19 protein-coding genes are annotated in these 22,948 nt (G+C 59.1%); 9 read left to right on the forward strand and 10 right to left on the reverse strand.

Features of this window, described 5'->3' with window-relative positions:
- Positions 1–47 precede the first annotated feature (47 nt).
- The 8 genes from AC6EI9_RS00275 to AC6EI9_RS00310 all read left to right on the forward strand — a co-directional run bounded on the left by AC6EI9_RS00275 (position 48) and on the right by AC6EI9_RS00310 (position 10,182).
- A complete protein-coding gene (locus AC6EI9_RS00275; RefSeq protein WP_498468488.1) occupies positions 48–4,436 on the forward strand; it encodes a translocation/assembly module TamB domain-containing protein in 4,389 nt (1,462 codons plus the stop codon).
- 3 nt (positions 4,437–4,439) lie between these two features.
- Positions 4,440–5,390, forward strand: coding sequence for an ROK family protein (locus tag AC6EI9_RS00280; RefSeq protein WP_498468489.1), 951 nt, complete (start codon positions 4,440–4,442; stop codon positions 5,388–5,390).
- A gap of 16 nt (positions 5,391–5,406) precedes the next feature.
- Positions 5,407–6,723 carry a glutamate-5-semialdehyde dehydrogenase gene (locus AC6EI9_RS00285; RefSeq protein WP_498470109.1) on the forward strand — a complete coding sequence of 439 codons (1,317 nt, stop codon included), beginning with the start codon at positions 5,407–5,409 and terminating at the stop codon, positions 6,721–6,723.
- Positions 6,720–7,103, forward strand: coding sequence for a dihydroneopterin aldolase (folB, locus tag AC6EI9_RS00290; RefSeq protein WP_498468490.1), 384 nt, complete (start codon positions 6,720–6,722; stop codon positions 7,101–7,103). Before AC6EI9_RS00285 ends, folB begins: the two co-directional genes overlap by 4 nt.
- A gap of 1 nt (position 7,104) precedes the next feature.
- Entirely contained in the window at positions 7,105–7,719 is a 615-nt protein-coding gene (locus tag AC6EI9_RS00295) for an esterase/lipase family protein (protein WP_498470110.1), read from the forward strand.
- Between the two features lie 71 nt (positions 7,720–7,790).
- Entirely contained in the window at positions 7,791–8,486 is a 696-nt protein-coding gene (locus AC6EI9_RS00300; protein WP_498468491.1) for a DUF6629 family protein, read from the forward strand.
- A 5-nt stretch (positions 8,487–8,491) separates the two neighbouring features.
- On the forward strand, positions 8,492–9,043 hold the full coding sequence (locus AC6EI9_RS00305) for a hypothetical protein (RefSeq protein WP_498468492.1): 552 nt from the start codon (positions 8,492–8,494) through the stop codon (positions 9,041–9,043).
- The gene (locus AC6EI9_RS00310) at positions 9,040–10,182 is read left to right on the forward strand and encodes an alpha/beta hydrolase (RefSeq protein ID WP_498468493.1); all 1,143 of its coding nucleotides are present in this window, start codon (positions 9,040–9,042) and stop codon (positions 10,180–10,182) included. Before AC6EI9_RS00305 ends, AC6EI9_RS00310 begins: the two co-directional genes overlap by 4 nt.
- Here AC6EI9_RS00310 and AC6EI9_RS00315 read toward each other — a convergent pair.
- The 7 genes from AC6EI9_RS00315 to thrS form a co-directional block, all read right to left on the reverse strand.
- Positions 10,139–11,623: an ArgR family transcriptional regulator gene (locus AC6EI9_RS00315; RefSeq protein WP_498468494.1), complete on the reverse strand. Its 1,485-nt coding sequence runs from the start codon at positions 11,621–11,623 to the stop codon at positions 10,139–10,141. The two genes, AC6EI9_RS00310 and AC6EI9_RS00315, sit on opposite strands and share 44 nt — an antisense overlap.
- 19 nt (positions 11,624–11,642) lie before the next feature.
- On the reverse strand, positions 11,643–13,760 hold the full coding sequence (locus tag AC6EI9_RS00320) for a M3 family metallopeptidase (RefSeq protein ID WP_498468495.1): 2,118 nt from the start codon (positions 13,758–13,760) through the stop codon (positions 11,643–11,645).
- A gap of 6 nt (positions 13,761–13,766) precedes the next feature.
- Positions 13,767–15,338: an NAD(P)H-quinone oxidoreductase subunit 4 gene (locus tag AC6EI9_RS00325; protein WP_498468496.1), complete on the reverse strand. Its 1,572-nt coding sequence runs from the start codon at positions 15,336–15,338 to the stop codon at positions 13,767–13,769.
- A gap of 72 nt (positions 15,339–15,410) precedes the next feature.
- Complete coding sequence (gene thrB, locus AC6EI9_RS00330) at positions 15,411–16,358, reverse strand: homoserine kinase (protein ID WP_498468497.1); 948 nt, start codon at positions 16,356–16,358, stop codon at positions 15,411–15,413.
- Positions 16,359–16,372: 14 nt separating this feature from the next.
- Positions 16,373–17,449: a glucokinase gene (locus tag AC6EI9_RS00335; protein ID WP_498468498.1), complete on the reverse strand. Its 1,077-nt coding sequence runs from the start codon at positions 17,447–17,449 to the stop codon at positions 16,373–16,375.
- Positions 17,450–17,539: 90 nt separating this feature from the next.
- Positions 17,540–17,926, reverse strand: a complete 387-nt coding sequence (locus tag AC6EI9_RS00340) for a DUF1824 family protein (RefSeq protein WP_498468499.1) — start codon at positions 17,924–17,926, stop codon at positions 17,540–17,542.
- Entirely contained in the window at positions 17,923–19,860 is a 1,938-nt protein-coding gene (thrS, locus tag AC6EI9_RS00345; protein WP_498468500.1) for a threonine--tRNA ligase, read from the reverse strand. The genes AC6EI9_RS00340 and thrS overlap by 4 nt, the downstream gene beginning before the upstream one ends.
- A 107-nt stretch (positions 19,861–19,967) precedes the next feature.
- On the opposite strand from thrS, the gene AC6EI9_RS00350 reads away from it, so the two are divergent.
- Positions 19,968–20,279 carry a DUF2605 domain-containing protein gene (locus tag AC6EI9_RS00350; RefSeq protein ID WP_498468501.1) on the forward strand — a complete coding sequence of 104 codons (312 nt, stop codon included), beginning with the start codon at positions 19,968–19,970 and terminating at the stop codon, positions 20,277–20,279.
- Positions 20,280–20,346: 67 nt separating this feature from the next.
- On the opposite strand, the gene AC6EI9_RS00355 is transcribed toward AC6EI9_RS00350, so the two are convergent.
- The 3 genes from AC6EI9_RS00355 to AC6EI9_RS00365 form a co-directional block, all read right to left on the reverse strand.
- On the reverse strand, positions 20,347–20,982 hold the full coding sequence (locus AC6EI9_RS00355; RefSeq protein ID WP_498468502.1) for a glycoside hydrolase family 24 protein: 636 nt from the start codon (positions 20,980–20,982) through the stop codon (positions 20,347–20,349).
- Between the two features lie 327 nt (positions 20,983–21,309).
- The gene (gene trpS / locus AC6EI9_RS00360) at positions 21,310–22,323 is read right to left on the reverse strand and encodes a tryptophan--tRNA ligase (RefSeq protein WP_498468503.1); all 1,014 of its coding nucleotides are present in this window, start codon (positions 22,321–22,323) and stop codon (positions 21,310–21,312) included.
- 3 nt (positions 22,324–22,326) lie between these two features.
- Positions 22,327–22,857, reverse strand: coding sequence for a DUF8668 family protein (locus AC6EI9_RS00365; protein WP_498468504.1), 531 nt, complete (start codon positions 22,855–22,857; stop codon positions 22,327–22,329).
- Positions 22,858–22,948 lie beyond the last annotated feature (91 nt).

A 22,948-nucleotide genomic window follows, 5' to 3' on the forward strand; every position in this document is an offset into this window, starting at 1 on the left:
GAGGAGGTCCACCCAGCATGCGGCGTAACAGGCTCGCCCTGTCTGTTTTGGGTGGATCCCTCATCGGTGGGGTGGCGCTCTGGTTTGCTGCCGATCAATGGGCCAGTTCGCTGTTTCAGCGGATGCGTCCAGACATCGAGGCTCAGATCTCCAAACCTCTCGGTCACCCCGTCAGCATCGGTCGGTACCGCGGTCTGGGTCCGCAGGGCATTGCGCTGGGTCCTGTTCAGGTCCGCAAAGGTCCACTCGATCGGTCAACTGCAGAGATTCAGCGCATCTCCATCGGGCTCGATCCCTTCGCCAGTCTTCTGCAATTCAAGCCCGTTCTCATGGTGCGGGTCAGAGGCGCTCAGCTCGATCTACGGCGCAATGACCAGGGCGCGTACTGGGTGCCAGGACCCTTGCCAGAGCAAGGCGACCCACCCCGCTTGGATCTGCAGGTGCGTTTCAGCGATCCCGCCAGGATCAGGATCGGACCTGCGGGACTCAGCCTGACAGCTGCTGGTTGGAGCGGCATCCGTCTTGATGAGCACAGGGCTGACGGTGTCCTCAAGCTCGTGCTTCCAGACAGGGGGCGTATCACCGTCAAGGCACGGGGCCGTTGGGTCCGTCCGGAGTTTGAGCTCACCACTCACCTGAAACGGATTCAGCTGGCTCGCTATCAGGGCCTGTTGCCGTTGAAGCTGCCCGTTCAGATGCAGGGGCAACTTGGTGGCAATCTGCGGCTGGGCTGGCGTGGGGGGCGAGCCAACTGCAGCGGTGGGCTGTCTCTGCGCAGAGCGCAGTTCAGTGGCCAGGCCATGGAGCACACGCTGAAGTCTCCGCAGTTGCGAGTCAGTTGTCGCGGCGACACGCTCAAGGTCCCCAACAGTCGATGGACTTACGGGCCTTACAGGGCATCCCTAGGCGGCAACGTGCGTCTCAACCACTCCTTCGATCTGAAGGGAGCCCTCAGGGAACTGGATCAGAATCGCAATCTGACCTTTCGGCTCGGTGGCGACTGGTCTCAACCGAAGCTGCGCATCGATGGGCTCTGGGCCTTGCCTGACTCCATTCCGGTGGACGGACCTCTTCGCCTTGCCGCGCAACTGAGTGCCGATTGGCGGGACCGCCAGGACTGGTCGGCAACGCTGGATCGGTTTGTTCTTCAAGCGCCTGGTGTGGATGTGAAGGCCAAAGGGGCGCTGCATCCACAGCTGCAGGTCGCCACCCAGCGTCTTGAGCTGGCGGGGCCCGCCTGGAAGCGCCTTGCTCTCGTCTCGCCTCTGCTCGGCACGGCAGCTCCTTTGAAGGGAACGCTGCAGTTGAGCGGTGCATCGTTGCAGCCTGAGTTGTCTCTGGACATGGCTCAGACCAGTAATCCCCTGCTCCAGGCATGGTCGCTGCAGGCTGGCTGGTCTGCACAATCAGAAGTGCTGGAGCTTGCGCAGTTCCGCAGTCCTGACCTGAGCGGCAGCGCCAGGATGCCGCTCAGCCTTGGTGCAGGTGGTCTGAAAACCGGTCCATTGGAGGCCGATCTGCGCCTTGACTCCTATCCCCTCAAGCGTCTGGGTCCTCTTCTGGGCACAGAGATGGATGGAACGATTGCGGCATCCGGTCGGATTTTGGGTCCTCTCGATGCACTGCGACCTGATCTGCGCCTTGCCGTGAATCATCCGCGGGCGGGTGCCGTGCGCCTCATGGAGGACTGGAGTGGAACCTTCCTCGGTCGCTCCGGCGGCGGTGGTGTGCTGTCGATGGCTTCGGTTGGATCAGTCATCGCAGGATCTCTTGAGGCACGGTTAGGTGCGAACTGGCTTCCCACCGATGTGATGCTGCGTCGCCGCAAGGGGGATCTGCAGCTGCGAGGAACGCCTGCCGGATACCGATGGACAGCCACTGATCTAACGGTCGATGGACTGGAACTGGCGCTTCCTCCCAGGCAACGCTGGGAAGGGGTTTATGGCCGTTTGAGTGGTGACGGCACTCTCGGACTGCAACCGCTCGCCATGACGGGCGATCTGAGCATCAGTCGCCCGGGAATCATGGGTCTGCAGCTCCAGCAGATTCTGCTCACGGGCCGTTACTCGGATCGTCGTTATGCCATCACGAGCGAACTGCTGCCGCCGGACACGGGCCAGATCACCGTGGATGCCGAAGGACAGCTTGATGGCCCCTTCAAGGGCCAGGCTGTGGCGAGGGGACTGAGCGCACGCTGGCTCAGCAACAGCAGTCTCAGCCTGGTCAGGTTGAACAAGGATGCTCCCCCAGAGCAGGGCTCAGCATCCGATCTGGGCACCCTGTTGATCAACACATTCGGCGGCAATCTCGATGGGCAACTGCAGGCCCTGCGGGATGCTCGGACGGCGTTGCTGCAAGCGCGTCTGCAGAACCGCGAACGGGAAGCGTTCCGTCTTGAGGATCTGCGTGGACAGGTGGATGCGGTGATCGATCTGACCGGTCCTCGGATCAGTCGTCTCAATCTCGATCTCAAGGCTCGAGGTCATCTGTGGATCGAGGGTGAGGATGCGGATTACGCCTTGCAGGTGAAACCCTTCACTGCACGGATTGAAGGTCCACTGCAGGGAGGAGAGGGTCAGTTCTCCCTTGCTCACCTCCCCTTCAGCCTGTTGGCCCTGGTCGCTCCGGTGCCGAGGTCACTGCTGGGAGCAATTGCCATGAGGGGGACCTACCGCCTCGACGGCTCCAAGGCAGCAATCAGCAGCGAGCTGGTTCTCGAGGATGCGCGCGTCGGCCCCAACCCGATTGCCTTGAAACGTGGCCAGGTGCTGCTCAGTGACCAGGCTCTCAAGCTGGATCTGGCTCTCGTCTCCGATACCTCCACTGAGCCTGTCACCGTCACCGGCAGGATTCCCTTTGCTGCTGATCAGCCGCTTGATGTTCGCATCGTGAGTCTTGGCGATGGCCTGAACTTTCTCACTGGGCTCACCAACGACACCGTGTCCTGGGACAAGGGTGATGTGGATCTTCGCCTGTTGCTCGGTGGCACTCTTCGAGCGCCGAAGGCCAACGGCTACATCGTGATCAAGGACGCTGCATTCAAGGCTCAGGGCCAGAGCCTTGCCAAGGTCAACGGCTCCATGGTGTTCGACTTTGACCGGCTAGAAGTGCAGTCGCTCAAGGGTCGTTTCGGCTCGGGTGGTCAGCTCAAAGGCAGTGGTGCCCTGGCGCTTCTGCGCCCCTATCCCGAGCCCAATCCGCTACGCATTCAGCTCGAAAAAGCCCGACTGAAGCTACCCAATGCCGATGTGGAGGTCGGTGCTGACCTGATGCTCACCGGAGCTGTGGTGAACCCACAGATCGGCGGGCTCCTGGAGGTCCGTAACGGATCAGTCCGGCCGGGTCGTTCCTTGCTCTCCCGCGTCAGAAATCCACTGGCTCAGAAGGTTGAGTCCACCAAGGCCGATCCCACCAAGGTTGTCTCCACCCAGGCAGTTTCCGTTGATGCACTGCTTGAGGAAAAGTGGGACTTCAAAGAGCCTCTGTTGCTCAGGGGAGCGGATGTGGAGGCGGCAACCAGCCGCTCGATCAAGGCGTCTCTGCCCAAGCTGCCCTTCATCGGATTTCGCGACCTGCGCCTCACGCTCGGCCCCAAGCTGAGAATTGAGAGTCAGCCGTTTTACAACTTCACCACTGCAGGTCTTCTGACCGTCAATGGTGCTCTTGATCCCAGCCTGGAACTGCGGGGAGTGGTTCAGTTGCTGTCAGGCCGAGTGACCATGTTCACCACGACTTTCAACCTTGATCGTGCAGCCGCGAATGTCGCGGTGTTCACCCCCTCGCTCGGGCTGATTCCCTACGTGGATGTCGCCATGGTCACCCGGGTCTCCGACAACGTGACCATCAACACCGACGACAACAACGCCTTCTCCAAATCGGTGTTTGACACCAACGGTCTGGGCAATCTCGGTGCCGGAGGCCAGCTCCGCCTGATCAAGGTGATGCTTTCGGCCAGCGGCCCTGCCGACCGACTGTCTCAGAGCATCCGTCTGCGCAGCACGCCATCTCTTCCCCAGCCGCAGCTGCTGGCGCTGATCGGCGGCAACTCCCTGGCTGGTCTGTCGGGAGCCGGCGCCGGCGCCGCGCTTGCCGCTGTTCTCGGGCAGTCGCTGTTGTCTCCGGTCCTGGGGACGCTCTCGGATTCGTTCAGCCAGAGGCTGCAGTTCGCTCTTTATCCGACCTATGTCACGACCATTGTTCAGAATGAAAAGGAGCGTGTTTCCGGTCAGGTGCCGCCCCAGCTCGCCTTGGTGACCGAAGTGGGCGTTTCCATCACGGAACGCTTCGACTTCTCGGTGCTGGCTGCGCCCAACCGCAACGACATTCCCTCGCAGGGGACCGTGACCTACCAGATCAATCCGAATATGAATCTGTCCGGATCGGTTGATAGTCAGGGCACCTGGCAGAGCCAGCTGCAGCTGTTCATGCGGTTTTGATCGATGGCTCAATCGATGGGTGAAGGTGTGGCTGAATCGATTGCTGATCGGTGCGTTCTGGGTGTGGATCTCGGTGGAACCGCGATCAAGCTCGGTCTGTTCAGCCTTAAAGGGGTGTTGTTGGAAGAGCACCAGCGTCCAACACCCCAACCCGCCACGCCGGGATCGGTTTGTGTGGAGATCGTCGAGGCGATCAGGTGCATCGACCCGCATGGTCTGGCTTCGGTGGTGGGGATTGGTTTACCGGGGCCCATGGATGCTGAAGCGCGGGTGGCCCGCGTTTGCATCAATCTGCCGGGCTGGGAAGAGGTCCCACTGGCTGCGTGGCTTGAATCCCGCCTGCAGCGAAGGGTCACCCTCGCCAACGACGGCAATTGCGCTCTCGTGGGTGAAGCCTGGAAAGGCGCGGCTCAGGGTTGCAGCGATGTGGTGTTACTCACTCTCGGAACCGGCGTTGGTGGTGGAGTGATGCTCAGCGGCCAGCTGTTCACAGGACACAACGGAGCCGCCGCGGAACCAGGTCTGATCACGCTGTTTCCCGATGGACCTGAGTGCAACAGCGGCAACAGGGGTTCGCTGGAACAGTTCGCGAGCATCGCCGGGCTGAAGCGGCTCAGTGGTGCTGAGCCGTCTTCACTGGCCATGGCTGCATCCCGTGGGGATGTTCAGGCCAGGGACCACTGGGAGCGCTATGGACAGCTTCTGGGTACGGGGATCAGCTCGCTGGTTTATCTGTACACGCCCCAGCTGGTCCTGGTGGGGGGAGGGCTTGCTGGTGCCAGTGAGCACTTTCTTCCTGCGGTGCGTCAGGAGGTCGCCACCCGTGTTCAGGCAGTGAGTCGCGAGGGCCTGCAGATCAAGGCGTGTGCCCTGGGTAATGGCGCGGGTCGTCTCGGTGCTGCTCGCCTGGCAATGCAACGGTTGCTGCTTTCTCCGTCGCACCAGGCGGGATGATGGAAGCCGTTTTGAGATGTTGCCCGTGCAGGCCGTTCCAGACCCCTCCCCGGAGCTTCTGTCTTTGGCGGCGGGCCTGCGCCGTGCTGCCACGGATCTGGGTCTGACCAGCGATGACCAGCGTCGGGAGGCGCTGCTGGCCATGGCGAAGTCACTCCGTGCCAACACCGGCACCATCGTTGCCGCGAACCAGCTGGACCGTGAGAACGCTGAGCAAAGCGGTCTGGCTCCTGCACTGATGGCCCGCCTCAAGCTCGATGAAGCCAAGCTTGAAGGAGCCATTGCCGGGCTGCGACAGCTGGCGGAGCTTGCTGATCCCCTTGGCCGACGTCAGTTACATCGGGAATTGGATGACGGCCTTGTGCTGGAACGCGTCAGCGTTCCCCTCGGGGTCGTGGGTGTGATTTTCGAAGCCCGTCCTGATGCCGTGATTCAGATCGCCTCGTTGGCGATCCGCTCCGGTAATGGGGCGATCCTCAAGGGTGGACGTGAAGCTGAGTGCACCAACAAGGCGGTGATGGCAGCACTGCAGCAAGGACTCGTCGCCACGTCGGTCTCCCCCGAGTCCCTCGCTCTGCTCACCACCCGTGAAGACAGCCTTGCCTTGCTGCGGCTTGAGGGACTGGTGGATCTGATCATTCCCAGGGGCAGTAACGAACTGGTGCGCTTCATTCAGGACAACACCCGTATCCCCGTGCTCGGCCATGCCGATGGGGTGTGTCATCTGTATGTGGATGCCGAGGCGGACCCAGATCAGGCTGTGACCATTGCCCTCGACAGCAAAGTGCAATATCCGGCGGCCTGCAATGCAATGGAGACTTTGCTGGTTCATGCCGACATCGCCGGGATTTTCCTGGAGAAGGCCATCCCCGCCTTCCAGGCCGAAGGTGTGCGGCTGCTCGGTGATCCAGGCGCTTGCTCTCTCGGGATCGGTGAGGCCGCGGCCGACGAAGACTGGAGCACGGAATATCTGGCATTGACCCTGTCCGTTCGTGTTGTGGATGACCTCGCCGAAGCTCTGGAACACATCCGTCGCTACGGCTCACGTCATACCGAAGCGATTGCCACCCGTAACGTCTCCACTGCAGAGCGATTCCTGCGCTCAGTCGACAGCGCCGGTGTTTATCACAACTGTTCCACGCGCTTTGCAGACGGCTTCCGCTACGGATTCGGCGCGGAAGTGGGCATCTCGACCCAGACCCTGCCTCCAAGGGGGCCTGTCGGTTTGGAGGGGCTGGTGACCTATCGCTATCGATTACGCGGTGATGGCCACACCGCTGCCGACTATGCCTCAGGTGCGCGTCGCTTCAGTCATGTGGACCTGGAGGGATGAGCAACGCCACTCATCACCTGGACATCATCAGAGTCGACAATCTTCGCCTCTGGGCGCATGTGGGGGTTCTCGACCATGAGCGTGAACACGGTCAGTGGTTTCGTGTTGATCTGGAGCTGCATCTTGATCTGAGTGAGTCGGCCTCTGCTGACTCGCTGGAGTCGACCGCTGATTACAGCCTGGGAGTTCAGGCTTTGCAGCGTCTTGCTGCCGAGATCACCTGCCACACCATCGAACATTTCAGTGAGCGCATGTTCGAGGAGCTTGAGGGGATCTATGGGGCTTTGCCGATGCATCTTCGGCTGAGCAAATGTCATGCGCCGATCCCAGGTTTCGCAGGTACGGTGAGCCTTGAGCGCTGGCGTCGCAAGCCGTTTTGAGATGACCAGCATGGTGCCTTCGCCATCGCGGCGACCGTTGGTTCTTGTCCATGGCCTCTGGGATACGCCGCATCTCTTTCGTCGATTGGTCCGTCGCTTGGAGGAGCATGAGGTTCCGCTGTTGGTGCCCCATCTCCCGCACCGCCTAGGGGCTGTTCCCTTGCGGACCCTGGCGGAACAACTCGACGATCACATCCGTCAGCGCTGGGGTGACGACATGCAGGTGGACCTGCTTGGTTTTTCGATGGGCGGCATCATCGGGCGAGTCTGGCTGCAGCAGCTGGATGGCGCCCGACGCACCCGTCGCTTTGTCAGTGTTGGCAGTCCGCAGCGGGGAACCGTCACGGCGCAGTGGATTCCCTCATGGCTTTGTGCCGGGTTGGCCGACATGAAACGGGGCAGTCCGCTGTTGCGCTCTCTCAATGATGATGTGCAGGCTCTCGAGGGATTGGACTGCGTCAGTTACTACTGCCGCTGGGATTTGATGGTGTTCCCTGGATGGCAGGCCCATCTGCCTTTGGGACTCGTGAGCAGTGTTCCTGTCTTCACGCATCAGCAGTTGATGTCGCATCCTCGAGCTCTTGATGTTTTGCTGAGAATGCTTCTGAGTGACTGAACTGGCGCACGAACAGTGACATGTTCTGTGCTGATGGGCACACTTTGAATGTCATCCATGTCCTGCCGCGCATGTGTTTTTCGGCTTCGGCAAGTTTCACGGCATCCGCCGTGCTCGTTCCTCTCGGTCTTTATTCGCATCATCTGGCCACACGCCATGAGCGGCCTGATTACAAGCCTCTTGCCCTGGTGCCGTTCTTCTTCGGGGTTCAGCAATTTGTCGAGGGTCTGGAATGGACTGCGATCGACCGCGGCGGCATCGAGCCCCTTGCAACGATTGGTGGCCTCGGTTTTCTCTTCTTCGCCTACTGCTTCTGGATGATCTGGATCCCGTGGAGCGCATGGTCGATCAGCCGCAGTACGGACTCCAAGGGATTGCAACGACGCTTGAAATGGGTCTCGATTGTGGCCACGGTGCTCGGGATCGCGTTCTATCTGCCCATGCTGTTCAACCCGCCGGCAATTCAACCAGCGGTTCACAGCAATGGTCGACTTCTCTACGACATTGCCAATCTTCACAGCATCTTTCACAACTTCGTCAACACGGAACCTGTTGGTGAGCTGGTGTACTGGGGCTTTATTGTTCTGCCGCTTCTGGCCGTCAGCGACAAGGCTGTGAAGCTGTTTGGAGTCCTCATCTTCGTGTCGATTTTCCTCACGTGGGCGACGTACAGCGCAACCTTCAACTCGGTCTGGTGCTTCTACTGCGCCGTGCTTTCGATCATCGTGATCTGGATCGTTAATCGTCCCCATCTGCGTCGGGCCTGATGCCAATGGCCGACCAGCTGTTGGCATATCTGCAGTCCATGGGTCAGCTTCTGCTGGCCATGGATACCGGCGTTGGTCTGCTGATTGGCGTTGGATTGTCGATGTCGGCTTCGCATCTGTTCGCGTTGCTCGCCAACCGACTGACGCCGAAGCAGATCCTGATGCACATGATCGTGGATGGTCTGGTTCTCAGCCTGGCCTTTCTGCTCGGAATCCTTTGTCACAGCCTGATGCTGATGCTTCTGGAAGGTGTCCCTCTGCAGCCGATCACCTTTGCCAATCGCATGGGCGCCGCCATGTGGCCCGGTCTCTTTTATGTGCTGGCCGCTGCTCCCTATGTGAGTGATCTGATTGCAGTGACCCTGCTGGCCTGGATCCATCTCAATGTGATGGTGCTGCTTCAGGCGGTCTACAACATCCCCTTGGAAACGAGTCTGGTGGTGGCGCTCCCCGGTTTTGTGCTCGCGCTGCTGCTGGTGGGTTTGCTGTTTGCGCAGCGTTGGCGCACCAGCTACACCATTCTCGCCACAGAGGTGTCAGCTCTGACGTCGCCATGACCGGGCTTCCTTTGAACGACACCATGGCCGCTGTTCAGCATCAACGCCGTCGTCTTCGGCAAGTGCGCCGTTGGCTGGTGGTGGCCCTGGTCTGCGTTGCCATGCTGGGCCTGCTGGGCCTGACTGCTGTCCGTCGGGATGCGACCTCTCTGTTGCAACCGGAATCGCTGTTGGAACTGCTCACCTGGTTCGGGATTGTGCTGGTGGTGGTGGTCGCACTGGTGGGTGTCTATTCGGTGATGGTGGATTTCGTCTTCTGGGAAGGCTGGATGCACGGTCTTCCTGACCCCAGCCGTCTGTTTGCGTCAGGCAACACCGGTTCTTGTCAGCATCGTCACTACGTCGTCTACCTCGATGGCATTCATCAGACTGAAGAGAGCCATCCACCGCATGTGAGCGATTTCCTCAGCTGTCTGCAGGAGTCGATTGCGGATGACACGATGCTCGTGAAAGGGATCGAGGCCTACACGATCACCAACGTCGGACTGCGTTCGACCACCTTCGCCGGATGGTTCTGGCAGCGCTTGTTCGCCCTGCAGGAGCATCACCCCAATGGTCTGATTCGCTTCATCTGCGCCTTCTGTGTGCAGGCGAATAACGTCATCAAGGTCGGAATCTCCTCGGATCGCCGTTATGGACCGGTGATGAATTATGAGTTGGCGTTGAAGGTCGCCCGTCGTCTCGATTCGATCGGCTTTCTGCCCCATCAGGCGTCCCGCATCGTCCTCGTTGGTTACAGCGGTGGAGGAGAGATGGCGGTCGGCATCGCTGAGATTCTGCAGCAGCTTTGCCGTGTGAGAGTTCAGGTGATCACGGTCTGTGGAGTCTTCAGCGGCAACGGCGCGCTTGAGTCGGTCAATGATGTGGCCATGGTGCTGGGCAGCCGAGACCCTGTGGCGGCGCTGGGGCGGATCGCCTATCCCGGTCGTCTGCCCCTGCTGCCACTCTCCAATTGGAATCGCTGGCAACGTCATCACTCCATTCAGCGCTACATGATCGAGGGGATGGGTCACAACGGCTCCTCCGGCCCCTTTTCCAAGTCGTTCCGCAGCTCGGTGGTCGAGGCCATCTGCGAGGAGCTGGAGCGCTCAGCGCTTAGTCCCCCTCTGAGAATTCCTCCGCAGAGCACTCGCCGTTAAGTGCTCGCACCAGGGCGAAAGGGCTGTGTCGTGGCTGGCTTGCTTTCAACCTTCGATGAGCCTCGGGTCGTGATTGGTTGTCATGGAAGAGGTCCTGAGGCAGCTGGTCCAGGGCGAGGCGGTAGCGATTCACGCTGTCGTCTGTCGCTTGCAGGCCTGCGTCCAGTTGTTGATGCAGCTGGCGGTGCAGTCGCTGACGCCATAGGTCTCCAAGCATCAGTGGAAACTGATTGGTTCGTCCAGTGATGGCCTGCTCCAGCAGGGCTGTGGAGTCGATGCAGAAACCCAGCGCTCCGTATCCGCCCACGTGGAGATGGCTGCACTGGGCTTCGTTGTTATGGACTGCTCCGATCAGCTCGCAGAGATCAAGGGTCTCCTCCAGTTGTTCGCCGCTGAGTTCGGTTGCTTGATACATAACCGTGCCATTGCTCCGGTCGTTCTGCCAGGGTCGATGCAGCTCATTGAGAGCAGCCCAGCCATTCAACCCTTCAGTGCCCTGGTAGTACTGCAACAGAACCGCTGAGCTGCCGGGGGGCTGCAGTTCCATCTCCAAGGAACAGTGGGGCATCAGCGCTTGGATTTCTTCGCCTGTTTCATCCAGAAGACCGGTCCGATACGGCACGCCCAGCGGGATCTGCGTCCAGTGCTCACCGATGCGGGTGCTGGCACCGAGGCCGAACGTGGCAACGCTGGCTCGAAAGCGGCCGCGGCACCGCCAGCCCTGGTCATTGAGGTGGTTCAGCAATGCACGGCCGCTGCTGACACCCTCGAACCGGAACGGTTCAAAGGCCCTGCCTTCGCTGTGGAGTCGGTTGCTTCCCAGAACGTTGAGGATCTGCGCCAGTAAGCGGTTGCGCAGCCGCTCAGGTTCTGCCTGCACGTTGGGGAGTCCGCAATTGTTCCAGGTCAGTACCCCGCCCATGGCACTGATCTTCGCCAAAGTGCCAGAGCTCTTCTCCGGCATCACCGGCAGTCTCTCCATGGCGGCCGTCGTGATTGACCACAGCGCTTCGAGGCTGTGCGGTAGTGCCATGCTCTGTTCAGCGCTGATGGAGATCTGTCGCTGACACCAGCGATCAAGAGCACTGAGCGCTGAGGGTTTGGAGACTGCGGGCAAGATGTGCTGCAGATCATCGGCCAGGGTCGCTCCCAGTAACGGGCTGAACAGAGTGTTCTCCAGCAGGGCCCCAAAGCTGCGCAGATGCTCCGGCAGGCTGGCGGTCTGCCCCCGCCAACGCCGGGGAAGCATCAGCAACAGCGGGATCAAACGTTGATGGTGCAGATCGCTGAGCAGCTCCCTGAGAAACGCATCACGGCTGATGCCGCGACGCAGGCTGCTCTGTTCCAGTGCGGCATCCAGCGCGATCAGAGGAGCCAGGCCAGTGCCGTCCTCAGCAGACTGGCCCCAGGTTGCACTGAGCCTGAGCGGATCGTCTGCCATGGCTCAGGTCTCAATCTGATCAGGACGCCGAGACGGCCAGACCGGTATGTCGGATGAGTGCTGCGCTGGTGGCATCCCTGCCCCGGAAGCGTCGATAGACCTCTGCAGGCCGCAGGCTCCCGCCCAGGCTGAGGACGGTGTTGCGGAAACGTTCTCCAGTGGCAGCGACATCATCGTCTCTCTCCAGGCCCACTTCCTCAAAGGCTGCAAATGCATCGGCGCTCAGCACCTCGGCCCATTTGTAGGAGTAATAGCCAGCGGCATAACCCCCGGCAAAGATGTGGCCGAACGCGCAGAGAAAACGGTCTTCCTCGACGGGCTGCAGCACGCTGGTGGTTTCAGCGATGCGGCGACGGAACGTATCGGGACTGATCTTGAGTTCCGGGGTCCACTGGCTGTGGAGTCGCAGGTCGGTCAGGGCGAAATGAACCTGCCGAAGGGTGCCGTTGCCCTGCATGAAGGTGCGACTGCTGCACAGTTTCTGATAGTCGGCCTCCGGGAGAAGCTCGCCCGTCTGCCAGTGACGGGCCATCCCCATCAGGGTGTTTCGATCGAGACACCAGTTCTCCATGAACTGGCTGGGAAGCTCAACGGCATCCCATTCCACATTGTTGATACCAGCGGCTTCCGGGTGCTCGACCGTGGTGAGCATGTGCTGCAGGCCATGACCGAACTCATGGAAGAGGGTTTCCACCTCTTCGAAGCTCATCAGGCTCGGCGTGTCGCCTGCGGGAGGTGTCTGATTGCAGATCAGATAGGCCACCGGCAGGGTGAGATCGCCGTCGGCATTGCGTTGACGGCTCAGGCACTCATCCATCCATGCACCGCCGCGCTTGCTGGCGGGACGGCTGAAAGGGTCCAGATAAAAAGCCGCCAGGTCTTCGCCGCTGTAGTCCATCACACGGAAGAAGCGCACGTCCTCATTCCAGATGGGAGCTTCACCGTCTGCGGCTTTGATGCGGATGCTGAACAGGCGTTCGCAGAGGCTGAACAGTCCCTCGAGTACCTGGGGAAGAGGGAACCAGGGCCTAAGGGCCTCCTGATCGAGATCGAAACGTTCACGTCTGAGCTGCTCCGCCCAGTGGCTCACATCCCAGGGGGCCAGTGCATCGGCTTCGGCCGCACCGTGGCTTTGGGCGCATTCCCGCAATTCCTGGAGCTCCTTCTGAGCCACTGGCATCGCTGAAGCTCTCAGCTCTTCCAGCAGCGACTCAACCGCGGACACATCATCAGCCATCTTGGACGCGAGGCTGAGCTCTGCCCAGTTCGCGTAGCCGAGCCGGTTCGCCTGCTGACGCCGCAGCTCAAGGATCTCCTCGATCAGCGGTGCGTTATCCAGATCTCCACTGCTGGCGCGACTCACGTGGGCTTTGTAAACGGTCTCGCGCAGGTTTCGGTCCTTGGCGTGGGTGATGACCGGGATGTATCGCGGCATGTCCAGCCCCAGACGCCAGGGTCCTTCGGCTGCGCTTGGTTCGGAACCGTCAGCGGCCTGATCCCCGGCTTCCTTGGCAGCGGCAGCAAGGATTTCCAGGGCTCTTTCGGGAACACCGTTCAGCTGAGCACGCTCCTGGATCACGAGGCTCCAGGACTGCGTGGCATCCAGCACGTGGTTGCTGAAACCGGTGGAGAGAGCGGCAAGTCGCTCACTGGTGGTGTTGAAAGCAGCCTGCTCAGCTCCCTTCAGCCCCACACCGCGATGCTGCATCGAGAGGAGTTCAGCGTCGAGAATGCGTGTCTGCGTGCCGTCGAGCGGTTGAGCCGGGTCTGTTTTCAGTCTGCTGAGAGCTTCGTGCAGAACCTGGCTCTGACCAAGGCGATTGCTGAAGCGAACCACCTCGGGCTGCTGTTTGGCATGAGCCTCACGCAGCTCGGGTGTGTTGCGAACACCTGTGAGATGACTCACCACGCCCCAGCTCCAGCGAAGACGTTCCCCGAGCTGATGCAGGCTCGGCATCAGTTCATCCCAGCCCAGTGGTGAGGCCGAGTCGAGGCGCTGCTGCAGTGATGTCTCCAGTGACTTCAGCTGATCGTTCAGGCTGGTCAGCAGTGCAGGGATCTCATTGTTGACCTGCTCAGCGTCAATGGCCTCGAAGTGAGGAAGGCCTTCGCCGCGCAGCAGTTCTGGAGTGCTCATGGATGGTCAGCCGGTGGGGAGAAGGGCACGGGCAGCAACAACGGTGTGACTTGCCAGATCAGACGCAAGGGCATCGGTGGATGCCTCGTAGAGATCCATGGCGATCCGAGGCCAGATGCCAATCACCAGTGTTGGAACCAGCAAGGTGAGCCCAATCGCCGCTTCCCGAGGGCGCATGTCCTTCACGAAGGCGAGGGCAGGAATTCGTGGTCCGAAAAACACCCTGCGGCACATCGACAGCAGATAGATGGGAGTGAGAACAAGCCCAATCGCCGCCAAAACGATGGTGGTGACTCTGAAGAAAGTGGTGAAGCTCTCCTGGCTGGTGATGCCGAGGAACACTGTGATCTCGCTGATGAAGCCGCTCATGCCAGGTAAGGCAAGCGAGGCTAGGGAGCTGGCAAGGAAAAAGGCGAATGTGATCGGCAGTGCTTTGGCCAGGCCTCCCATGTTGGGGATCGAAAGAGTCTTGGTGCGTTCGTAAAAGCAGCCCGTGACGAAGAACATCGCTGCTGCGATTAGACCATGGCTAATCATCTGGAGCATGGCTCCGCTGAGGCCGAGAGCATCGACGGCGCCGATCCCCACCAGCACGAAGCCCATGTGACTGACCGAACTGCAAGCGATCCTGCGCTTGACGTTGTCCTGGGCGAAGGCGTTGAGAGCGCCGTACACGATGTTGACGATCCCGAGGATGATCAGAGCCGGTGCAAGCACCAGATGGGCTTCCGGGAGCATCTGCACGTTGAAGCGCAGCAGCGCGTAACCGCCCATCTTGAGCAGAACGCCGGCCAGCAACATGGAGACCGGAGCATTGGCTTCACCGTGGGCATCCGGAAGCCAGGTATGCAGAGGGAAAATCGGCAATTTCACGCCGAACCCCACGAGGAAGCCCAGATAGCAGAGCAGGCCGAAGCTTCCACCCGGGGAGCGCTGAGCCATCTCCGTCATGTTGAGGGTGAAGCTGTCGCCGGAGTTGGCGATGGCAAGGCCGCTGATCAGGATCAGCAGGGATGCCAGCGCTGTGTAGAGAATGAATTTGGTCGCTGCGTACTGACGGTTCTGACCGCCCCAGATGGCAATCAGCAGGTACACCGGCACCAGTTCCAGCTCCCAGGCCAGGAAGAACAGCAGAAAGTCCTGGGACAGAAACACCAGGGCCTGGGCTGAGGCCTGCACCAACAGCAGTGCGAAATACAGCCTGGATTTGTGGGTGATGTTCCAGCTGGCGGCCACGGTCAGCAGCGTGACGAGACCGCTGAGCACAACGAGTGGAGCTGACAGCCCGTCCGCTCCAAGGGACCATTCCAGGCCGATCGCAGGCACCCAGCTGACGCGTTCCACCAGCTGAAGCTGACTTTCTAGCGGGTCGTAGTGACGGCTGAACGCAACGATCATCAGGCCGAGATCCGCCAGCAGCACGGCAATCGTGAGATTGCGTGGAATCGGGGAGGTTTTCTGGTCTTCTCCGGGGAGAAGCGGCATCAACAGCGCTGCAGCTGCTGGAAGCAGCACGATCAGCGAGAGCCAGGGGAACCCTGCGTCGGACGCAGCCATCAGCGGCAGGTTGGCGTCCATGGAACTCCCAAGATTGTGATTGAACTTATCAGCTCCGAGGCCTGTCCTGAGTACTTCTACCCAGCTCTGAGCTCAGCCCGAATCCTTGGGTTGCCAGTGACTGCCTGCTGTTTGAAGGCTGAGAAGTGGTGCACGACTGGCAACACCCACAGACTCCCATGCCTTCACCATTGCCTGGCTGACGGCGGCACCATGCTCTTCGCAACAGAGGGCAAGGATGCTTGGGCCGGCACCACTGATGGCGCATCCCCAGGCTCCTGCAGCCAGCGCAGCTTCCTTGACCTCCTGACCGCCTTTGATCAATCGCCAGCGATAGGGCTCATGCAGCCTGTCGTGCATCCCATCCGAGATCAGGTCACCGTTACCGGTGCGTAATCCCTGGAGCAGAAGTGTGAGTGCACCCAGGTTGACCACCGCATCGCTCACAGGCACAGCCTTGGGCATGGCGCGACGCGCTTCACTGGTGCTCAGCCGTATTGCCGGAATCGCCACAACGGCCTTGACGCTGCCCATCCATTCACAGCGCACGACCCGCCAGCGTTGAGAGGCGGCCTTGGCTGTCATGCAGAGGCCACCCAGCAGTGAGGGCACGACGTTGTCTGGATGCCCTTCAATGTCAATGGCGAGCTCCAGCAGTTTCTCCCGACTCAGGGGTTCTCCCACCAGCGCGTTGGCTCCCACAAGCCCTGCCACGATTGCCGTGGCACTGCTGCCTAGCCCTCTGGCCGGAGGCACGGCAAGACGCACTCTTGCCTCAAGAGCGACCGGTTCTTCGCCGGCAGCTTTCCAGACGCGCTGAGCAGCTCTGTAGACAAGATTTTCAGCACCGCCTCGAAGGTGAGAACCCTCCTGTCCTTCGATGATCAGCTCAAAACGCTCTCCATGGCCTTCGATGCGTCGCATCGTGAAGCGGTTGTTGAGATCGAGGGCGGCGCCGAGGCAGTCAAAGCCCGGCCCGATGTTGGCGGTGGTGGCCGGTACATCCACCACGACGGTCTGGCCTATACGCGGCTGCGCCATCCCTGCTGCTCTACTCAGGCCAGTGTCCCACCCGACTCCACGAGATCACGTGCGCGGCAAGCCGCACTAAACAAACCGGCCTCCGGATCGATGACCGCGCGGATGGTCAATCCTTCGATCAGGGAACGAAACCGTCCTTTGGACCGCAAGGGCTCCAGAAACTGCGTTGAGCGAAGACCATTCAGGTTTTTCCCAGCCGTTCCTCCTCCAATCCAGAGGCCTCCGATGCAGAGCTCCTGCAGGGCCAGGTCTCCAGCAGCGGATCCATAGGCTCCCAGCCAGAGTTTCACTGCTTCGCCGGCAAGAGGGTCACCCTCTGCGGCAGCTTTGCTGGTGAAGGACGGGAGATCCGGATAACAGGGTTGATCGGCAGACATTGTCCGCCAGGCCTGGGCTTGAGCTCTCAGGCAATGCTGGAGCCCGTTCTGGCGGTGAAGCAGCCAATTCATCACATGTCCGAGCCCAGTGCCGCTGACAATCCGCTCGATGGATAACCGTTGCAGTCCAAGGTCCTGCTTCAGCCACTGAGCCAGTTCCCACTCCTTCTCGGTGCGCGGTGCAAATTCCCGATGGCCGCCTTCGCTCGGTAGGGCCAGCCATCCGTCAGCGGTGGGCAGTCCGCGCGCCATGCCGAGGCCGGTTCCCGCACCGAGGATGGCGACGGGTCCGTTTTCGGCACCGGCAGGTGCAGGTGCCGATCGATTGCGTCCCGTCTGCAGCACCACCTGTTGCTCATCACTGAAATGGGACAGCCCATGGATCAAGACAGCGAAGTCGTTGACCAGCTCAAGTCGTTCCAAGCCCGTTGCTGCGGATAGCGATGTTTGACTCATCTGCCAGGGCAGATTGGTGAGCCTTGCGCTGCCCTGATGCACAGGCCCGGCAACGGCAATGCAACTGGTCGATGGTTTTGACATCTCGGCGGGGGCTTCTGCCAGAAAATGCCTGAGCATCGACTCGAGGTCTTGCCAATCCGCTGATAAGTAACGGTGGCTGTGCTCTTTCTTCAGCTGCCCATCAATCTCCCGATAGATGCTCAGAAGTGTCTTCGTGCCTCCAAGATCTCCTGCCAGGTAGGTCTTGGCTGCCATGGATGCGGATCAGGGCTGCTGTCTTCAGGCTGGAGCTCGCGTCGCAACTCGGCAACCAATTGGATTCATCAAGACGAAGGATGGTGAGGCTCAGGGAGTCGTCGCGAAGAGATCAAGTGGCAGAGGTCCCCACGTCGCGCTCGGCTGAGTGTTGTCAATTCCGTGTCCACTGATCAGGATTCCTTCCCCCAGCCCGTGCTCGATGCGCAACCTCGCCGTCAAGGTCTGCTGATTGGCCTTGAGATAAACAGGTCCTTCAAGGTCGCGCTCGGCAATCAGGTCGTGCCTTGACCAATTCTGGTGTAGTTCAAGAGTGCGAAGTGACTCGATTGCCTGTTCAGCAGTTGACGCCATGATGCCAACCGTAAACCATCTAAATTGATCCATTTCTTGATTCAGTTCTGGGATTATGAATTCTCTTTCGTCAATACTTAGGAATGGGGCAGTTCGTAAACGACTTAGATCTTTTAAGTTCATTGTGTTGAATCTTTTGGTAGGATATCATCTTGTTTGTTCTGATTAGCCTCTTTGCAATAGCTGATTAGTTTGTCAATTGACACCTCACCAATATCTCCGCTTCGTCTGCTTCTAAGGCTGACTGTGTTGTTCTCAGACTCTTTGGCTCCGATGACTGCAAGAACAGGAATTTTTGACTTTTCACCATTGCGAATCAGTTTTCCAAGTCGTTCTCCGGATGCATCAACGGTCGACGATGTCTCGCAATCGTTCAATCTTTTTTGTAGGTCGTTTGCAAATGTTCTGACTTCATCGCTTACAGGAAGGATCCTGATTTGCTCAGGTGCCAGCCAGAAGGGAAATTCGCCCGCATAGTTTTCGATGAGGATTCCGATGAATCTCTCAAAGCTTCCCAGAATTGCTCTGTGCAGCATGACAGGAGTGTGCCGATAGCCATCTTCTCCGATATAAGTTGCTCCTAGGCGGTCAGGCATTGAAAAATCAACCTGGATGGTTCCACACTGCCAAATCCTTCCAAGGCAATCTTCGAGTGAAAATTCAATCTTCGGCCCATAAAATGCTCCCTCCCCAGGAAGAAGCTGCCAGTCAAGTTTCTTGGCGTCGAGTGCTTCGGCAAGAGATTGTTCAGATTTGTCCCAAATTTCCTCGCTGCCTACCCTTTTCTCTGGTCTTGTTGAAAGCTTGATTGAGATGTTCTCGAATCCAAATGTTTTGTAAATCTTGAAGACGAGATCGATGAACGACAGAACTTCTTCTTGGATCTGATCTTCAGTGCAGAAAATATGCGCGTCGTCTTGAATAAAGTTTCTGACTCGCATAAGTCCGTGGAGTGTTCCTGAAGGTTCATTCCGATGGCAGGATCCAAATTCTGCCAGTCTGATAGGTAGATCTTTATAGCTGCGTAACCCTTGATTAAAAATCTGTACATGGCATGGGCAGTTCATTGGCTTCACTGCATAGTCTCTGTTTTCGGATGATGTTGTGAACATCCCTTCTTTGAATTTTTCCCAGTGACCAGATTGCTCCCAAAGAGTTCTGTCAACGATCTGTGGGGTCCTGATCTCCTGATATCCAGACTGTCCAAGCTCTTCACGAATGAAATTCTGCAGCTTGAGATATAGAGACCATCCCAGTGGATGCCAGAAGACCATGCCTGGCGCATTGTCCTGAAGATGAAAGAGAGAAAGTTTGCGTCCGAGCTTTCTGTGATCTCTCTTGTCTGCTTCCTCAAGCTGTTTCAGGTGTGATTTAAGTTCGTTTGATGAGCCCCAGGCCGTTCCGTAAATACGTTGCAGCATTTCATTATCTGAATTTCCTCTCCAATAAGCGCCAGAAACTTTTGTAAGTTTGAAATGACGTAGGTGCTTTGTGTTAGGCACATGAGGGCCTCGGCACATGTCCGTGTACTCCTCATGATGGTAGAGTTTGATTGTTTCTCCTTCGGGAATCTCATTGATGATTTCAAGTTTGAAAGGCTCATCTCGATCCTGAAAGGTTTTAATGGCTTCGTCTCTGGAGACGATTTCTACGCCGACGGAATAATCTTTTGAAACCAGCTCTTTCATTCTGTTTTCAATCGCCTCCAGATCCTCCGGAGTGAAGGGTTTTTTATATGAAATGTCGTAATAAAATCCTCCTTTGATCACAGGGCCGATGGCCATCTTCGCTTCCGGGTAAAGCTGTTTGACTGCATGCCCGAGTAAGTGTGCGAATGAATGTCTGATCGTGTCGACACCTTCTTCGTCTTTCGATGTCAGGAGCTGGAGTTGACAATCCTTTTGAATCGGCATTGCCAAGTCGAGTGACTCTCCATCGACCACGCCTGCAACAGCGGCTTTTGCTAATCCAGGACCAATGGCTGTTGCCACATCTGCAATGGTGATGGGCCCGTCAAAACTTTTGGTGGTTCCGTTTGGAAGGGTGACGACGGGCATGGAGGCGTGGGTTCTGAAATCTGTACGGCTAGCTGCCGCAATGGCTTGCAGGCCACGGCCATCCTATTAGTGGATGTACGCTCCCAATAGATCACAACTGGTTTCGCTTGCCCCCCGATGTTGAAGGTGGTGACTTGCTGGAGTCACTTCTGGCTTCATTGCTTGCTGACTTCGACCATTGGTTTACCCGTGGGCAGTCGTTGCTTGAGCAGTGTCCCGATGGTGTGCTTTCGCAGGGCGATCGTGTTGAGCTAGCTGAACGTCTTTTTGACGCAAAGCGTTCAATTGCCGCCACCCGTTCACTGTTGCAGGCTTCTTCTGAGCCGGTCGCCGTCTCGATGCAAGCGATGGCTCCCTGGCATCAACTCGTCATGGAGGTTTGGGCCCTCTCGGCGCGTGTCTCGCGGTCTTCGGGATGAGCCTGAGGGCATGAGCTGTCTGGGCTGCTTTCGGAACAGCCCGGACGGAATCATCGATGGTGCGCCATCAGGCGCCCTGGCGCAGCTGACTCAGATTGCTCACGTAGAAGGCCACCAGTTCGGCATGGCTTTTCACGGGTTGCCCGTAGGCGCTTTGCCCGGCATGGGTTGGAAAGGAGGCCCATTCCGGGGCGAGCCGATTCATTGCAGCTTTGGTGAGGCCATTGCGATCGATCTCCTGCAAGGCGCCACGCTTCTTGACGAGATGCAGGGCTGCCTGGTCCTGGTGCTCAGGAGCGAAGCTGGGCAGGTCGAGCCTGTTGGCCACTTCCTGCCAGGTGGTTGGCAAAAACTGGTAGGCCCCTGCAGCTGCACTGGTGTATCGCTTCACGACCACACGTTCGGGGTGGCGTGAGAGGTCCTGAAACTGGCCTCCCCCATAAAGGATGCGGTAGCCCAGATCCTTGCCGTCCTTCCAGGTTCCTTCTGCAAAGCGGATGGTATTGAGCAGTGCGCGACGTTCAGGCGTGATTGCGTAATGCGATGCGGGTTGACCGGAGAGGGTCGCCGCGCTGATGTTGTCGGCCGTGGTGTTCGCGGATCGCTGGGGCTTCAGAGCCTCAGCCATCATCCGGTTGTGCTGATGGCGTTCGCTGGAGCGCTCGGCCTGCAGGCTCTGTCCCACGGAAAGTGCCAGCCCCATGCTGATGGCGCTAAGACCGAGGACTTTTGGCGCGGCCTGCGCAATGGGCTGGATCCGTTGGGTGAATCGATGCAGCAACCGAGAAAACTCCAAACAAAGGAGTCGCCACCCTCGTCAATGGCATGGCTTGATGGCGAGGGGGCCAGGCGCTCTCTTGACGCGTTGCCGCTGATATGCCTAGGCAGAAAAACTCAGCCAGATCTCGGCACTGGACTCGCGAGACCGGTCTGGTGGCTTGCAACCCTTCGCCTGAGTGCTCTTTGATGCGTCGGATGCTCTCATCGAGCTTTAAGTATTAGCGAACCTTTTTAATTGCTCCGGGATTGATCAGCTGGCGCTGAGGAATCCCATCGCCTCCCTGGTCCGTCTGACCGTCGAGTCAGCCACGGCGCTCGCCCGTTCGCGTCCCTTCTGCAGGACCATTTCCAGCTGAGTGCGGTCGTCCATCAGCAGGCGGTAGCGCTGCTGAATCGGTTCGAGAGCGGCAATGGTGGCTTCCGCCAGCAGGGGTTTGAACTGACCCCAGCCCATCTCAGCGCACTCCCTGGCGACGATGTCACGTCCCTTGCCGCTGAGGATGGCGTAGAGCCCCAGCAGGTTGTCGGTTTCGGGGCGATCGGGATTGTCAAATTCGAGGCCACGCTCAGGGTCTGTTTTGGCCCGTTTGACTTTCTTGGCAATCAGCTCCGGTGGATCCAGCAGGGTGATGCGACTTCCTTCATTGGGATCGCTCTTGCTCATTTTGCTGCGGCCATCCGTCAGGCTCATGACCCTGGCACCCTCCTTGAGGATCAGAGGTCTGGGAACCTTGAGCACGGGGGACTCAGTTTTGCCGAAGCGGGCATTGATGCGTTGTTGAGCGATGTCACGGGCCAGTTCCAGGTGTTGCTTCTGGTCTTCACCGACCGGAACCAGATCTGCGTCATATAAAAGGATGTCGGCGGCCATCAGCACGGGGTAATCGAGCAGGCCCACCGACACGTTGTCGCCTTGCTTGACGGCCTTCTCCTTGAACTGGATCATCCGTTCCAGCCAATTCAGAGGCGTGACGCAGTTCAGCAGCCAGCAGAGCTCGCTGTGGGCAGCCACCTGACTCTGAACAAACACAGTGGAGCGTTCGGGATCCAGTCCGCAGGCCAGATAAAGCGCTGCAGTGCTGAGGGTGTCCTGGGCCAGGCGATCCGGATCGTGGGGCACCGTGATGGCATGCAGGTCAACGACACAGAAATAGGTGTCGTGATCCTTCTGCAGATCAACCCAGTTGCGGATCGCTCCCAGCCAGTTGCCCAGATGGAGGGCGCCCGTTGGCTGGACGCCCGAAAGAACACGCGGCAGCCCCATCAATCAGGCCTCTGTTGTGCTGTCCTGGTTTGCGCTGTCATCTCCAGTTGGTTGTTCAGGAGTTGAGTCCGCATCCGCAGCAGCCTCTGCTGTTTCGGCAGTGCCTTCAGGCTCGGGCTCCGCAGCGGGGGGCTGAGGCTTGGCAGGACGTGCGAAGGGATCTGGCCTTGATCCGCGACCACCCTCTCCACGGTTGTCGCGGCGTCCGCCACGGTCATCATCACGCCGGCCACCTCCTCGGTTGCCCTGGTTGCCTTGGGCGCGTTGCGCTGCCACCAGTTCCTCCAGCTTCCCCTCTTCCAGCATCTGGCCGAGTGTGCGCACTGCAAAGCCGAGCACAGCAACGGTTGAGCGGAGATTCAAGGCCTCCTGGAGAGCACGTGCTGAGCGCATTTCGTTGTCGCTCAGTCTGATTCTGAAGCCACCGCCCTCACGGTTGCCCTGGCCGCGTCCTCCGCGGCCTCCACGACCGCCATCGCGGCCGTTGTCACCCTGTCCGCCCTGATGGCGGGAATCGCTGTAGGAATCAGTCATGGCCTGGGGCCTGGAGTCAGGCGCAAGTGTGACGCATCACCGCTCCTCTGACAGTGACCTGAATCGATTCCAACAGCTTTGACCTGATCGC

Source organism: Synechococcus sp. MIT2312, assembly GCF_059772315.1.